13 protein-coding genes are annotated in these 14,395 nt (G+C 68.7%); 5 read left to right on the forward strand and 8 right to left on the reverse strand.

Annotation, left to right across the window (positions count from 1 at the left end; genetic code table 11):
* Positions 1-69: 69 nt before the first annotated feature.
* Entirely contained in the window at positions 70-957 is an 888-nt protein-coding gene (locus VER16_RS14625) for a LysR family transcriptional regulator (protein WP_324809350.1), read from the forward strand.
* A gap of 478 nt (positions 958-1,435) precedes the next feature.
* On the opposite strand, the gene VER16_RS14630 is transcribed toward VER16_RS14625, so the two are convergent.
* The 6 genes from VER16_RS14630 to VER16_RS14655 all read right to left on the reverse strand — a co-directional run bounded on the left by VER16_RS14630 (position 1,436) and on the right by VER16_RS14655 (position 7,840).
* Positions 1,436-2,320, reverse strand: coding sequence for a LysR family transcriptional regulator (locus tag VER16_RS14630; RefSeq protein WP_324809352.1), 885 nt, complete (start codon positions 2,318-2,320; stop codon positions 1,436-1,438).
* A gap of 39 nt (positions 2,321-2,359) precedes the next feature.
* Positions 2,360-3,238, reverse strand: coding sequence for an SDR family oxidoreductase (locus tag VER16_RS14635; RefSeq protein ID WP_324809354.1), 879 nt, complete (start codon positions 3,236-3,238; stop codon positions 2,360-2,362).
* Between the two features lie 85 nt (positions 3,239-3,323).
* Positions 3,324-3,545, reverse strand: coding sequence for a hypothetical protein (locus VER16_RS14640; RefSeq protein WP_324809356.1), 222 nt, complete (start codon positions 3,543-3,545; stop codon positions 3,324-3,326).
* 68 nt (positions 3,546-3,613) lie between these two features.
* Positions 3,614-6,304 carry a serine/threonine-protein kinase gene (locus tag VER16_RS14645; protein WP_324809359.1) on the reverse strand — a complete coding sequence of 897 codons (2,691 nt, stop codon included), beginning with the start codon at positions 6,302-6,304 and terminating at the stop codon, positions 3,614-3,616.
* Entirely contained in the window at positions 6,301-6,903 is a 603-nt protein-coding gene (locus tag VER16_RS14650; protein WP_324809362.1) for an ECF-type sigma factor, read from the reverse strand. The genes VER16_RS14645 and VER16_RS14650 overlap by 4 nt, the downstream gene beginning before the upstream one ends.
* A gap of 73 nt (positions 6,904-6,976) precedes the next feature.
* Positions 6,977-7,840: a DMT family transporter gene (locus VER16_RS14655; RefSeq protein WP_324809364.1), complete on the reverse strand. Its 864-nt coding sequence runs from the start codon at positions 7,838-7,840 to the stop codon at positions 6,977-6,979.
* Between the two features lie 132 nt (positions 7,841-7,972).
* On the opposite strand from VER16_RS14655, the gene VER16_RS14660 reads away from it, so the two are divergent.
* Together VER16_RS14660 and VER16_RS14665 are read left to right on the forward strand one after the other, a co-directional pair.
* On the forward strand, positions 7,973-9,352 hold the full coding sequence (locus tag VER16_RS14660) for a PLP-dependent aminotransferase family protein (protein ID WP_324809366.1): 1,380 nt from the start codon (positions 7,973-7,975) through the stop codon (positions 9,350-9,352).
* A gap of 81 nt (positions 9,353-9,433) precedes the next feature.
* Positions 9,434-10,108 (forward strand): class I SAM-dependent methyltransferase, encoded by a 675-nt coding sequence (locus VER16_RS14665; RefSeq protein ID WP_324809368.1) that lies wholly within the window; start codon positions 9,434-9,436, stop codon positions 10,106-10,108.
* 50 nt (positions 10,109-10,158) lie between these two features.
* On the opposite strand, the gene smqnr is transcribed toward VER16_RS14665, so the two are convergent.
* Positions 10,159-10,806 (reverse strand): SmQnr family pentapeptide repeat protein, encoded by a 648-nt coding sequence (smqnr, locus tag VER16_RS14670; protein WP_324809370.1) that lies wholly within the window; start codon positions 10,804-10,806, stop codon positions 10,159-10,161.
* 159 nt (positions 10,807-10,965) lie between these two features.
* Between smqnr and VER16_RS14675 the strand changes: the two genes are divergently transcribed.
* Positions 10,966-11,742, forward strand: coding sequence for a DeoR/GlpR family DNA-binding transcription regulator (locus VER16_RS14675; protein ID WP_324809372.1), 777 nt, complete (start codon positions 10,966-10,968; stop codon positions 11,740-11,742).
* 11 nt (positions 11,743-11,753) lie between these two features.
* Positions 11,754-12,887 carry an MFS transporter gene (locus VER16_RS14680; RefSeq protein ID WP_324809374.1) on the forward strand — a complete coding sequence of 378 codons (1,134 nt, stop codon included), beginning with the start codon at positions 11,754-11,756 and terminating at the stop codon, positions 12,885-12,887.
* On the opposite strand, the gene VER16_RS14685 is transcribed toward VER16_RS14680, so the two are convergent.
* Positions 12,826-14,388: a PepSY-associated TM helix domain-containing protein gene (locus VER16_RS14685; protein ID WP_324809376.1), complete on the reverse strand. Its 1,563-nt coding sequence runs from the start codon at positions 14,386-14,388 to the stop codon at positions 12,826-12,828. The genes VER16_RS14680 and VER16_RS14685 overlap by 62 nt on opposite strands.
* Positions 14,389-14,395 lie beyond the last annotated feature (7 nt).

The raw sequence follows: 14,395 nt of genomic DNA on the forward strand, positions 1-14,395 counted from the left end.
GATCGTCCTGCGGGAAAAACACGCTCCAGGGCCGTTGATTACGTCCCTTTGTTCCGCAATCATCCCGCCATGGATTCGATTTCCGCCCTGCTCGCCTTTGTCCGTACCGCCGAAACGGGCAGCATCGTCGGTGCCGCCCGCACGTTGGGCCTCACCGCCTCGGCGGTCGGCAAGCGCATCGCACGGCTGGAACAGGATCTCGGCGCCCGCCTGTTCCACCGCACCACCCGCCGCCTGCACCTGACCGACGAAGGCGAACTGCTGCTGCAGCGCTGCCGCCGTGCGCTGGACGAGCTGTCCGATGCACAGGCTGATCTTGCCCACCGGCAGCACGCTCCGCGCGGCCTGCTGCGCATCGGGCTGCCCATCATCGGCTATCACTTCCTGCTGCCAGTGCTGCCCGCCTTCCAGCAACGCTATCCGCTGGTGCAGCTGGAACTGGATTTCAACGATCGCCTGGTGGATGTGGTCAACGAGGGGCTGGATGCGGTGATCCGCAGCGGCACCCTGGCCGACTCCAGCCTGGTCGCGCGTCGGCTGGGTACCTTCCGCTTCCTCATGTGCGCCTCACCGCAGTACCTGCAGGCGCAGGGCACACCCGAGCGGCTGGCGGACCTGCAGCGTCTGGCGGCGATACGGTTCCGCTTCCCCAGCAGCGGCAAGCTGCAGCCGTGGAACCTGGCCGGTGACGTGGATGCGGCCATCGGCATGACCACCTGCATGACCTGCAACAACATGGAAGCCCTGCTCTCGGCCACCATCGGTGGCATGGGCGTGGGCTGGATGCCCGATTTTCTTGTCGCCACGGCGCTGGCCGATGGCCGGCTGCAGGAAGTGCTGCCTGGCTTGCCGCGCCAGCACGGCCAGTTCTCGCTGGTATGGCCAGGCAACCGGCAACCGAGCGCGCGGCTGCGGGTGTTCATCGACTACCTGGTCGAACACCTGTTCCAGGCGTAATGGTTGCAAAGAAATGCACCGCCCGCCGCCACTCCCCAGATGAGGTGCGCTCCGCCTGGGCGGAGCTGCGGCCCTCACACCCACGCAGATGCACGGATGGGCGGCGGGCGATGCGGGTTGGCGTACCGGCAACTCTGGGACTGACCGGCGGATCGTGCGGATCCCCACGCATCACCCGCCACGGACCAGCGGGTTACGCATTCCAGAAAACGCCCTCCCTGGACATTTCCCGGATGCGCACCAGAGTTGTCTGTGGGACGCCAATCCCAGCCGGTCATCGCAACCGGCGAAGGGATGCTGACCGCGTGTGCCGGCGGTGGCTGTAGGGCTTGTCCGCAGTCTTTGATCAGGAATCTACGGTTCGCCGTTCTGAGGTGCTGAAACCCTTGCCACGCAGTGCCCTTGCTGCTGCGTTTCGAGGAACAGCACGCCTGTTTTCAGGCGCGAACGCACCCGCAAAAACGTATCGCGATGTCGATCACGACATGCCTTCGTGGGCCGCCATCGCCATGAAGTGCTGCAGCACCGGCCCGGCAGTTTCCGGGCGCGTGCAGAACTGCAGCTGGAAACCGGCCTCGGCGCCGTCTATCAGGCGATACACCACTTCTTCCGGCCGGAAGCTGGCCATGCTGGCCGGCACGATCGCCACGCCCGCGTCCACCGCCACCAGTGACAGCACCGCGTGCATGCCCTGCGCTTCCTGCACCACGCGCGGGGTGAAGCCCGCCGCCGTGCACACGCCCAGCACCTGGGCATGGAAGCCGATGCCCTCGCCCGCAGGCCAGGACACGAACGCCTCGTCGGCCAGCATCGCCACGGTCACCTGCTGCTGCGCCAACGCATGCGTGCGCGGCAGTGCAATGGCCAGTCGGTCATGGTCGAAGCGCTGCAACGTCAGATCGGCGGAGGGAATGGGCGGAATCAGCACGCCCAGGTCAATGCGCTCCTCGCGCAGCCATTGCTGCTGCTGGCGTGAGGTGGCTTCCTGCAGGTGCAGCTGCACCTGCGGAAATGCCTGACGGAAGCGCCGGATCAACCCCGGCAGGCGTCCATACAGCGCACTGCCGACGTAGCCAACGCGCAGGCTGCCGGTCTGTCCCGCTGCCGCCTCACGGGTGCGCCGCAGCGCCTGCTCGGCCTGCTGCAGGGTGGCACGTGCTTCCACCAGCAGGGTCTGGCCGGCCGCGGTCAGGCCCAGCGTGCGGTTGCCGCGTGCGATCAGGCGCGTACCGATGTCCTCTTCCAGCCGCCGCATCGCGGCCGTCAGCGGCGGCTGCGACATGTGCAGGCGCGCGGCGGCGCGATGGAAGTGCAGTTCTTCGGCCACCGCCACGAACTGGCGGAGCAGGCGCAGATCGATCATGTCGGCACGCGAAGCGGGAGAGCTGCCTAGGGTACGCGCTCAGCCGCGCGCGTCGACACTCGGCCGGGCGATCACCGGCCATTGCAGTGCGACCGATTCGATGCTGTCGGCCGCCACCCCACGGAGGTCGCGCGGATAGGCCACGTGCTCGGCGTCCTGCAGGCGCAGGGCATGGAACTGCCCGTTGCTGGCACGCAGCACCCAGCCGCCATCGCGGCAGCGCACCGATGCAAGGAAGGCCACGCCATTGGCCACCGCATCCGGGTGCAGCTCGTCGGGTTCGCCTTCGATGCCCCACATGCGGGTCTTGGCCACCGGCGAAACCGCGTTGACCACGATGCCGTGCTCAGCACCTTCCAGGGCCAGCACGTTGACCAGGCCCAGCGCGGCCATCTTGGCCATCGCGTAACCGGCCAGCCCCTTCTGCGCGTACTGCGGGTACAGCGCGCGGTCGGAGGTGGTCACCACGATGCGGCCACCTCCGGCCTGGCGCATCGATGGCCAGGCGGCCTGGGCCAGCCACAGCGGCGTCTTGGCGGCAATGCGCAGCATCTGCTCCAGCGCGTCATCATCCACCGCTTCAAGCGGCTCGTAGGCGACCCAGCCCGCGTTGTGCACCAGGAAATCGATGCGGCCATGCCGCTGCAGCAGTTCGCGCACCAGCGCGTGGCAGCACGAGCGTTCATCGATCGCGCCCGAGGCCGCTTCCACGGAAAGGCCCTGCGCCTGCAGCGCGGCGACGGCATCGCCGATGCGACAGGGATCGCTGCCGCGGCCATCCACACTGGCGCCAACGTCGTGCATCACCACGTGCGCGCCGCGCTGTGCCAGCAGGCGGCTGTAGGCCAGGCCGAGGCCGCCGGCGGCGCCGGTCACCAGGCCGACCTGGCCGCTGAAGGAAAGGGGAGACGGTTTCATCCGCCGCAGCATGGGCGATGCAGCCGCATCGCGGCCAATACCGATTGCCCGTGCGCACGATAGCCGTTGCGTATCGGCCATCCACTCAGGCGTCCTGGTCACCGTAGCTGATGCGTGACACGCGCCAGCCCCCATGCGAGGTAAAGCGCCCGCTGTCACGCCACACCGCAAACCGCACGCCGACGATCGACGCCCGCAGGCGCGAGCAGTGCCACTCGCGCGCCTTGCCATAGGCCTTGTTGAACCGTTGCAGCCAGCCACCGCTGCCGCGCATTGCCGGGCGGTCGCCCTGTTGTTCGTTGTCCATGTTGCCTTCCCCTGTGCCCATGCAGTGCGGATGCCTGCCATGGAACAACCGGGGAAATCCGACGGAACCTATCGCGCCCCGGCCACGTGGCGATGGCTGGTCAGCGCCCGTTCCAGAGCGGCCGCCCGCAGCAGGAATTCCGAATGCGGCGACAGGCCGGCCAGCTGCGGCCTGGCGCGCTGCAGTTGTGCCTCGGCAGCGCCCGCCTTGCCGGCGGTGAGCAGGCTCTCCGCATACGGGATGCGCCATTTCGCCGTGGCGGTGGAATCGGCGCCATAGAAGCGCTCGAACGTGCCCACCACCGTGGCCCAGCGGTCGGCCGCATCCGCGGCGCCGCCGCGCTGGGCCAGCAGCGCGGCCTGCATCTGCTGGCGCAGCGCCAGGCTGGGGACCGGCGTGGGATGCTGGCGATCAAACGCAGCCAGCGCCTGGCGTGCCTGCGCCAGGCGTCCGGCGCGGGTCAGCCATTCCAGTTCCACCAGCTCCAGGGTCACCCGCTGCTGCGAATCGGCGGCCAGGGTGCGCCGCCACACCGTGCCGACCTCGCGCAGCAGCGGCTCGGCCTCGGCGGTACGGTCGGCGCGCATCAGCAGGCGTGCCAGCACCATCTGCACGTCCAGGCTGCGGGGGTTCTGCGTGCCCAGCAGGCGCTGGTGCAGGTCCAGCGTCTGCCGGTAGCCCTGCTCGGCTGCCGCAAGATCACCGCGCGCTTCCTCCATGATCGCCCGGCCGTAGAGGATGCCGGCGTAGGCCAGGCTGTCGGCGCCATCCACGCGTTCGCTGGTGGCGATGGCCGCATCGAAGTGCTGCTGCGATTCGCCGTAACGGCCAAGATCGAGATACTGGCCGGCCAGCGCCGCTTCGGCCGCGGCCGTATAGCTGCTGTCGACGCCGAACAGCTGGCGGGTGATGACGAAGGTCTGCTCGGCCAGCTGCATCGCCTCATCGGCACGCCCCTGCGCCAGCAGCGTGTAGACCAGCGAACGCAGCACGCGCAGGCGGGCGGGCCCGTGCTGCGGCGATGTCTCGCCACCGATGGCGGCCGCTTCGCGCAGCGTCTCCTCCGACAGCGACAGCTTGCCCTGCGAACGGTACAGCGTGCCCAGGTTGGACAGGGTGGTCATCAGCCCGCCGTCGTACACCGCGCCCCTGCCCCGCCGTGCCAGGGCCAGCGCTTGGGCATACGCGGCGCTGGCGTCATCGAAGTGCTCGCGGCTGGCATGGGCGCGGCCCACCACATTGAGCAGGTCGATGTGCACGCCGATGTCCTCGTCCCTGGCAAGCAGGGCCAGCCCGCGCCGCGCCCCCTGCAGGGCGGCATCCTGTCGGCCGTCCTCCACCTGCAGCAGCGCCAGGGCAGCTTCCACCGCGGCGATCTCGTGTGCCGGGGCCCCTGCCTGGCGCAGCCCCTGCACTGCCCCCTGCAGCAGCGCGCCGCCCTCGCGCGGCTGCCCGAGGTTGCGGTAGGCGCGGCCGAGCGCAGCCTGCAACCGTGCGCGTACCAGCGGCGATGCGGAAAGATCCTGCTGGATACGCAGTGCGCCCAGATCAAGTACCTCGCGCGCGGTCATCGGGCGGTCGCCACGGATGCCCGGCTCGGCCGAATCAAAGGCCGCCACCAGTACATCGGCGATGCTCGCCGCTGCCGCCGCATTCTCTTCGGCGCGCGCACGTGCTTCGCCGATGCGCTGCACGAAGCCGACCGCTGCCACCAGCACGCAGACCACCACGGCCGTGGCCCGCCACTGCCGGCGCAGGAACAGGCGCGCCCGCTGCAACCGGCCCGGCCGCCGCGCCCGCACCGGGCGGTGCTGCTGGAAGCGGACCACGTCCTCGGCCAGCGCATCCACCGATGCATAGCGGTCCGCCGCCACCGGCGCGCGTGCGCGTGCCGCCACCGCCATCAGGTCGGCATGCCGGCGCACTGCGGGGCTGCCCAGCGCCAGCAGCTCATCAAGCATCACCCCGAGGCTGTAGATGTCATCGGCTACGGCCGCCGGCCGGCCCGATCGTCGTTCCGGGCTGGTGTAACGCGGCGTGGCATAGGCACCGGCCTCGTTGCCACCATCGTCCAGCAACCGCGAGATGCCGAAATCCAGCAGCACCGGATCGTCATCGCTGCGCACCAGCACATTGGCCGGCTTGATGTCACAGTGGATCACGCCTTGTGCATGGGCAGCCTGCACCGCGCGGCAGACCTTGCAGAACAGGCCCAGCACCCGCGCCAGGGTGATGTCCGCCGCGCCGCAGGCTTCATCCAGGCGCTGCCCGTCGATGAACTCCATCACCAGGTAGGGCTGGTCGGCTGCTGCCCGCCCCACGTCGTACAGGCGAGCGATGTTGGGATGCTGCAGGTCGGCCAGGATCTGGCTCTCGGCCTGCAGCCGCTGCGCCAATGCTGGATCGAAACTGCGCCGCATGACCTTGATCGCCACCTGGCGGCGGTAGAGCTGGTCGGCGCGCTCGGCCAGGAACACCCGGCCCATGCCGCCGGCCGCGAGCAGGCGCACCAGCCGCCACGGCCCGATCAGCTCGCCTACCTGGGCGCCATCGGCATCCAGCGAGGCAAGCACGGTATCAATCGAATGCTGCATGCCGCCCAGTGCCTGGGTCTGCGCACGCAGCAGCGCCAGCGTCTCGTGCACCACGGCGGCGTCGCTGGTCAGCGCATGCAACTGCGCTTCCCACTGTGGCTCGGGCAGTTCGCAGACCGAATCAAACAGCGCGCGGACCGCGGCCCAGTCCACCGCCTCGTTCATCGCCCCGCGCCTTCCGACGACAGCTCGCCCAGGTAGCGCTTGAGCCACGCTTTGGCAAAGCGCAGGTCGCGATCGACAGTCGGTACCGAAACGCCCTGGGCCGCGGCGATTTCCTCGCGGCGCATGCCGCCGAAATACATCCACTCGACCGTGCTGCTGGCGCGCGCATCAACTTCGGCCAGAGCCAGCAGGGCGGCGTCCAGAGCCAGCACATCCACCGCACCCTGGTCATCCGCGCTTTCGCGGTCGGCGTGGCCCAGGGTGAGATGCAACTGATCGCCACCGCGCTTGGCCGCGCCCATCGCGCGCGCATGGTCCACCATCACGCTGCGCATCTTCAATGCCGCCAGGGCCAGGAAATGCACGCGGTCGTTGTAAGCCGTTGCGGGGTCGAGCATGCGCATCAACGCCTCGTTCACCAGCATGGTCGGCTGCAGCAGGCCCGGAACATCGCCGCTCAGGCGCGCCGCCGCCATGCCACGCAGCTGCGCGTACAGCATCTGCAGCAGCCGGTCGCGGGCCGACAGATCGTTGCCCGTGCTCCAGCGCCGCAACAGCGTGGTGGCACCCTCGTCGGCGGGCGATCCGTTAGCCGTCATCTACATCACGATCCGTGCCTGGGCAGAGACCGCATTATTGCCGATGCAACGCGTGGAGCGAAAACGCACGACTTCAGCGGCTGAAGCGGCGTGCCCCGGCCACGCATCCCACCGCCGCCAACGTCACCAGCAGCATGCCGGCGCTGACCGTTTCGTGCAGCAGCAATGCTGCCAGCGCCAGGCCGAAGAACGGCTGCAGCAGCTGCAGCTGCCCCACCGCCGCGATGCCGCCCTCGGCCAGCCCGCGGTACCAGAACAGGAAGCCGACCAGCATGCTGAACACCGCCACATAGCCCAGCGCCCACCAGGCCGATGCGCCCACGGTGGCCAGCGAAGCCGGGCGCATCAGCACGGCCAGCGGCAGCATCACCGGCAGGGCCAGCAGCAGCGCCCAGCTGATCACCTGCCAGCCGCCCAGATGGCGGGCCAGGCGCCCGCCTTCGGCGTAACCCAGCCCGCACACCACGATCGCCGCCAGCATCAGCAGATCCGCCTGCAACGACGCCTCGATGCCGCTGCGTGCCGCGTAGCCGACCACGCAGGCGCTGCCCAGCAGCGAGAACAGCCAGAACGCCGGGCGTGGGCGCTCACCGCCGCGCAGCACGCCGAACAAGGCGGTACTGAGTGGCAGCAGGCCGACGAAGACGATGGTGTGTGCGGATGACGCATGGCGCAGGGCCAACGCGGTCAGCAGCGGAAACCCGACCACCACGCCCAGGCTGACCATCACCAGGCCGGGCAGGTCCGCGCGTGCCGGCCGCGGCTGCCGAAATGCCAGCAGCAGGGCCAGGCCGAGCACGGCGGCGATGCTGGCGCGGGCAGCAGTGACGAAGCCGGCGTCCAGCTCCAGCACCGCCAGCCGCGTGGCCGGCAATGAGCCGGCGAAGATCACCACACCGATGAAGCCATTGATCCACCCACGTGCCGACCGCTCCACGCGCATCTCCATGACCTGGGGCCACACCGGGCCCGGGCCGCCATTGAGCCATTGCCGCCGGCTGGCACCCAGCTACAATCCAGTACAGTTGCAAGTAACTGTACTGGTCACACTTCCCACACAGTCGCCCCCATGTCCCGCTCGCCCAGTCGCATCGACAGCGTCATCCACGCGGTCCGCACCCGTATCACTGCACGCCAGGATGGCCCCGGCACGCGTCTGCCTTCGGTGCGCGCACAGGCCGCCGCCATGGGGGTTTCGGTCTCCACCGTGGTCGAGGCCTACGAACGGTTGGTGGCCGAGGGGGTGATCACCGCCCGCGCCGGCTCGGGCTTCTACGTGTCCGGCCCGCTGCCGCCGTTGGCCCTGGCGGCCATCGAGCCGCGCCTGGACCGCGTGGTGGATCCGCTGTGGGTGTCGCGGCAATCGCTGGAAACACCGGCCGCGCACCTCAAGCCCGGCTGCGGCTGGATGCCGGGTGAGTGGCTCTACCAGGACGGCCTGCGTCGCGGCCTGCGCCGCATGGCGCGAGCCGAGCCATCGGCACTGACCGACTATTCCAGTCCGCTCGGCCTGCCGGCACTGCGCCAGTCGCTGCAACGGCGCGCGGCCGGCCTGGGCATCGAGGTGCCCTTGGACCAGCTGATGCTGGCCGAATCGGGCACGCACGCGGTGGACCTGGTCTGCCGCCTGCTGCTCAAGCCTGGCGACAGCGTGCTGGTCGACGATCCCGGCTACTTCAACTACCACGCACTGCTGAAGGCGCACCAGGTACAGACCATCGGCGTGCCCCATACACACAGCGGACCGGACCTGGATGCCTTCGCCGCAGCGCTTCAGGCGCACGCGCCGCGGCTGTACATCACCAATTCCGGCCTGCACAACCCGACCGGCGCGGTGCTGTCGGCGACCACGGCGCATCGCCTGCTGGGGTTGGCCGAACGCAGCGGACTGACCATCGTCGAAGACGATATCTTCGCCGACTTCGAGCTTCGGCCTGCCCCACGCCTGGCGGCGCTGGATGGGCTGTCGCGGGTGATCCATGTCGGCAGTTTCTCCAAGACCGTCTCGGCCGCTTCGCGCTGCGGCTACATCGCCGCACGCGGCGACTGGATCGACGCGCTGGTCGACCTGAAACTGGCCACCAGCTTCGGCGGCGGCCACCTGGCCGCGCAGCTGATGCAGATCGCGCTGACCGACAGCGGCTACCGCCGCCACATGCAGGCCATCCGCACACGCCTGGCCGATGCCCGCAGACACACCCTGCGGCAGGTGCAGCGCCTGGGCATTACACCGTGGCTGGTACCGGAGGCCGGGCTGTTCCTGTGGTGCCAGCTGCCTGATGGCCGCGACGCGGCCACGCTGGCCAGGCAGTGCCTGCACGAAGGGGTGGTGCTGGCGCCGGGCAATGCGTTCAGCCAGTCGCAGCGCGTGGCCGACTATCTGCGTTTCAACGTATCGCAGTGCCAGGACCCGCGCATCTGGCAGGTGCTGGCGCGGGCGCTGCGCTGAGGGCATCCAACACCCGTTGCGGGGAGCACCTTGACGGGCACGCTACAGTGGAATGTCACCGTTGCCACCGGAGTGCGCCCCATGTCGACCTTCCATGATCCGCAGGCCGTCGCCCGCTACGCCGAGGGTCCGCTGCGGCAGGTGCCGGGCTTCCTGGCCCTGCAGCAGATGAGCCAGCTGCTGCTGGCCGAGCACGTACCCGACGATGGCCAGGTAGTGGTGCTGGGCGCCGGTGGCGGCCTGGAGCTGAAGGCCTTCGCCGAGGCGCATCCGGGCTGGCGCCTGCTGGGTATAGACCCGGCCGCACCGATGCTGGCGTTGGCCGAGCAGACACTCGGTCCGCTGATGGCCCAGGTGGATCTGCTGGAAGGCTATATCGACGATGCACCCGAGGTGCGTTGGCATGGCGCCAGTTGCCTGCTGACACTGCACTTCCTCGATGCCGCGCAGCGGCTGCACACGTTGCGCGAGCTGCACCGGCGCCTGCGCCCGGGCGCCCCGCTGGTGGTGGCCCACCGCAGCGTCCCGGCCGATGACGCCGGAAAGCGCCGCTGGCTGCAGCGCTACGTAGCCTTTGCCCAGCATTCCGGCGTGGCGCACGCCGATGCCCAGCGCACCATCGAGGCCATGATAGAGCGACTGCCGCTGCAGTCACCCGAGCAGGAGGTGGCATTGCTGCAGCAGGCTGGCTTTGAAGGCGTGGAACTGTTCTACGCCGGCTTCAGTTTCAAGGGCTGGGTGGCGTACGCAGCGTAGCGTCGAGCTTGCTCGACTGCTGTTCGCGCGCCAGTCGAGCAAGCTCGACGCTACGGCACCACGGTAATGCCGATGCGCTGCATCAGCAGCGCCATCTGCTGCACATCCAGCCGTGCACCGCGCAGGTTCACCACACGCAGGTCCAGGTCGCCCAGCTCCGAACCGGTCAGGTCGCAATCGGTGAAGTTGGCACTGCTCCAGTCGATACCCTCGAACTGGCCCGCCGACAGATCCGAACCCGCAAAGCTGGCACCACTGAGGTTCGCGCCGTCCCAGCGGTTTTCCCACAACTCGCATTTTTCCAGCGTCACCCGCGAGAAGTTGGCATAGCGCAGGTTGGATTTCTTGATGAACGCGCTGCAGAACCAGGTGCGCGTGGTGATCTGGTTCATGAAGCTGGCGTTGCTGAAATCCGCGCCCTGCGCGCGGCATTCGCTGATCTCCAGGCCCAACGCCTTGATGAAGTTGAAGTGACACATGCTGATGTCACAGCCGCGGAAACTGGCCTCCTTCAGCGTGGCGCCATTGAAGCGGCAGCCGGTGCGGCTTTCGGCATCGTAGAAGCTGCAGTTCACGAACTCGGTGGCGGTGAGATCCGCGCCGGAGAAATCGCAGTGGAGGAACTGCTGGTCGACCACTTTCTGGCCGGTGTACTGGTCGGCGGCGATGCGCAGCGCACGGTGAGCGGTGGGGGTCATTCGGTTTTCCATGCCAAGGGCCCCGCCATGATGCCGGTCGCCCACCGGGTTTGATAACCCGTGCAGCGACGCAGGTTCACCGGCAGTCCAGCGCAGCTGTGTACAACGGCAACCGATCCCGTTGTTGCACGTTTATGCACGAACATGCACACTTGCCACATGAAATCCGACCCCAGCCCCCTTCCCGCCCAGCGCACCGTGCAGATCCTTGAGGAGCTGCGCCAGCAGGGCCGCGTGATCGCCGCCGAGCTGGCACGTCGCTATGCCGTGTCTGAAGACTCGATCCGCCGCGACCTGCGCGAACTCGCCGCCCAGGGCCTGTGCCAGCGCGTCTACGGCGGGGCTGTACTGCCACCACCCAAGGAGCGGCCGCTGCGTGAGCGGCTGACCCGCGACCAGGGCGACAAAGCCGAACTGGCGGCGCGCGTCTGCGCCCTGCTGCAGCCCGGCCAGGTGGTCCTGCTGGATGCCGGCTCGACCAATCTGGCCATCGCCCAGCAGCTGCCGGCCATGCTGGGACTGACGATCATCACCAACGCACCGCAGATCGCCACGGCGGCCAGCTACCACGAGGGCATGGCTGTGCAGCTGATCGGGGGCCGCTTGGGCCCAGGCGGCGGGGCTGTCGGTGCCGAAGCACTGGCCCAGGTGCAGCGGCTGCGTGCCGATGTCTACCTGCCCGGTCCCTGCGCCGTGGATGGCGACACCGGCGTGTGGGCCATGGATGCCGAAGAAGCCACGCTGAAGCGCGCCATGGTGGCGTGCAGCAGCCGGGTCATCGTTGCGGCCACCAGCGAGAAGCTCGGTGCGCGCGGCACATGGCAGATTGCCAGCCTGGACGAGATCGACGATCTGGTGCTGACCACCTCGGCACCGCCTGCGCTGGCTGCCCGCTTCCACGCCGCCGGCATCGCCGTGCACCCCACGCCTCCCTGATCGAACTGCCCATGTCCCAGACCTACCGCGCGCGTGCCGAACAGCACGCGACCCGCGCTGCATTCTTCATTCCCGGCTTTGCCACCGCGCTGTGGGCCACCCTGGTGCCCTTTGCAAAGGCGCGCACCGGCATCAACGACGCCACGCTGGGCCTGGTGCTGCTGTGCCTGGGTGCGGGCTCGCTGCTGGCCATGCCGCTGTCGGGTGTGCTTGCCGCGCGCCTGGGCTGCCGCCGTGTGATGGTGGCCAGCACGCTGCTGATCTGCCTGACCGTGCCCGGCCTGGCGCTGGCCGGTTCGGCCTGGATGCTGGGCCTGGTGCTGTTTGTGTTCGGCGCGGCGGTCGGCGCGATGGATTGCACGATGAACGTGCAGGCCGTGGTGGTCGAGCGTGAAGCGCGCCGGGTGATGATGTCCGGCTTCCACGCGTTCTTCAGCATCGGCGGCTTCCTTGGTGCAGCGATGATGACGCTGCTGCTGTCGGCACAGCTGCCCTCGCTGGCAGCGGTGCTGATCGGCGTCGGGGCGATGCTGCTGGCGATGCTGCTCTCAGCGGCGTTCTGGCACAGCGAACCAATGCCGCATGACACGCCGATGCTGGCCATGCCCCATGGCATCGTGCTGTTCATCGGTGTACTGGCCTTCGTCGCCTTCCTCGGGGAAGGCGCGATGCTGGACTGGAGCGCGGTATTCCTCAGCGACGTGCGCCACGTCGACGCCCGCCTTGCCGGCATCGGCTATGTCACCTTCACCCTGACCATGACGGTTGCACGCCTGTTCGGCGACGCCCTGGTGGAACGCATCGGCCGCGAGCGCGCCATCGTCGCCGGTGGCCTGCTCGCCGCTTCGGGCGTGCTGGTGCTCACCCTCGTCACTCCGTGGCAGGCATCGCTGTTCGGTTACGTGCTGGTGGGCCTGGGCTGCGCCAACATCGCACCGGCCCTGTTCTCACTGGCTGGCCACCAGACGCGCATGCCCGGCGCGCTGGCCATCACCGCCGTGTCCACCCTGGGCTTTGCCGGCATCCTTGCCGGCCCGGCATTGATCGGCTTTGCCGCCAACCATTTCGGCCTGGTCGCCGCCTTCATCGGCGTGGCGATCGCCCTGCTGCTGGTGGCCGTGTCCACGCGCTGGCTGCGGGTGTAGAGCGGCGACGGCGCACCTTCGTCCGCAGCCGGCGCGTGCCGATCACCACGGCCGTAGTGCACAGCGTGGTGCCCACCACGCTCAACAGCAGCAGCACCGCCAGCCGCGTGTTCTCCTGCCGCAGCATGCCCGGCAGATCCCAGCTGTGCAGGAAGTAGAACAACCAGCGGCCCACCCGCTCGCGGTGGCCGAGGGTCAACAGCGGATCGCCGGTGGCCAGATCAATGTAGACGCGCGTGGCATGCGCGTCGCCGAAGTCGGCCACCGCCACCGGGAAGCGCCGCACGGCCGCACCGTTCATCGCCTCGGGGGCGCGCGGATAGAAGAATGCATCCGGCGCGTGCAGGATCGCGAACGTCCGCAGCGGTGCCGTGCTCATCGCCTGTGCGCGCTGCTGCAGCCCTGCCACAGGCAGCTGCCGTTGAAGATGCAGCTGCCCGTCCATGAGGGAAACGATGCGCGTATCGCCGTGCCCGTCCAGCAGCACCGCGAACAGTTCGCCACCGATGCGCCGCCATTGGATCTCAACCGGGGCGAAGCGCTGCCCTGCCGCTGCATGCAGCAAGGCCTGTGGCTGCGCCAGCGTAGACGCCAGCGACACCGTGGCACCGCGATAACGTGCGGCATCTACCGCGCCCGCAGACGTAGTGAACACCTGCAGCGGATTCATCGACATCAGCCCACTGAAGATCCAGGTGAAGACGAACGCCGATGCCATCAGCCCGAGCAGATGGTGCCAACGCATCCACGGCTCGACGTACGGCGTCTTCGCACCCGACCGGTAACGGCCACGGAAGCGCCAGCGCCACACGCCCACCACGATGCCGCTGAGGGCCGCCAGCGTGCACAGCCCGGACAGCACGATCACCACCCACGTCCACACCGGGTCCACCGATTGCATGCGCAGGAAGTACAGCCAGTGCAGCCACGCGCCCACATAGTTCCAGCGCTGCTGGTGGTACGGCGCATCCAGCACCACCTCACCGGTGCGCGAGGAAACGTACAGACTGCCCGGCTGGCGGCCACCGACCTCCACCTGGTACAGCGGCCGAAGTGCATCCAGCCCACGCGAATGCGTCCAGCGATCTTCGTCTACACGTACGGCACCCGGGAACGCCGGGCCACCGGCAAACGCCGCCGCCGACCGCTCGGCGCGCTGGGCGGACACCGGCAGCAGCGCGTGGCCCGTAGCAGCCGACCACGCGCCGACGTTGGCACCGCTGCGCACCACGTAGGCCGGTTCACCGCGCAGCGTGGTCAACGCCACGCTTTCCGGTTCCGTCTGCACTGCCTCGGGCAGCATCGACAGTCCCTGCAGCGGTTGCGCAGCATCAAGCACCGGCAGCGCGGCCAGCCGCTCACCCGGGGTCAACTTCGGGTAACCGATGAACAGCATCACCATGCCGCTGACGAACCACAGCAGCATCAGCAGGCAGCCACCGATGCCCAGCCATCGATGCAGCAGGTAGGTCCAACGCTTGGCGGAGGATCGCACCGACATCAGCTAC

This window comes from Stenotrophomonas sp., from assembly GCF_035634915.1.
GTDB lineage: Bacteria > Pseudomonadota > Gammaproteobacteria > Xanthomonadales > Xanthomonadaceae > Stenotrophomonas.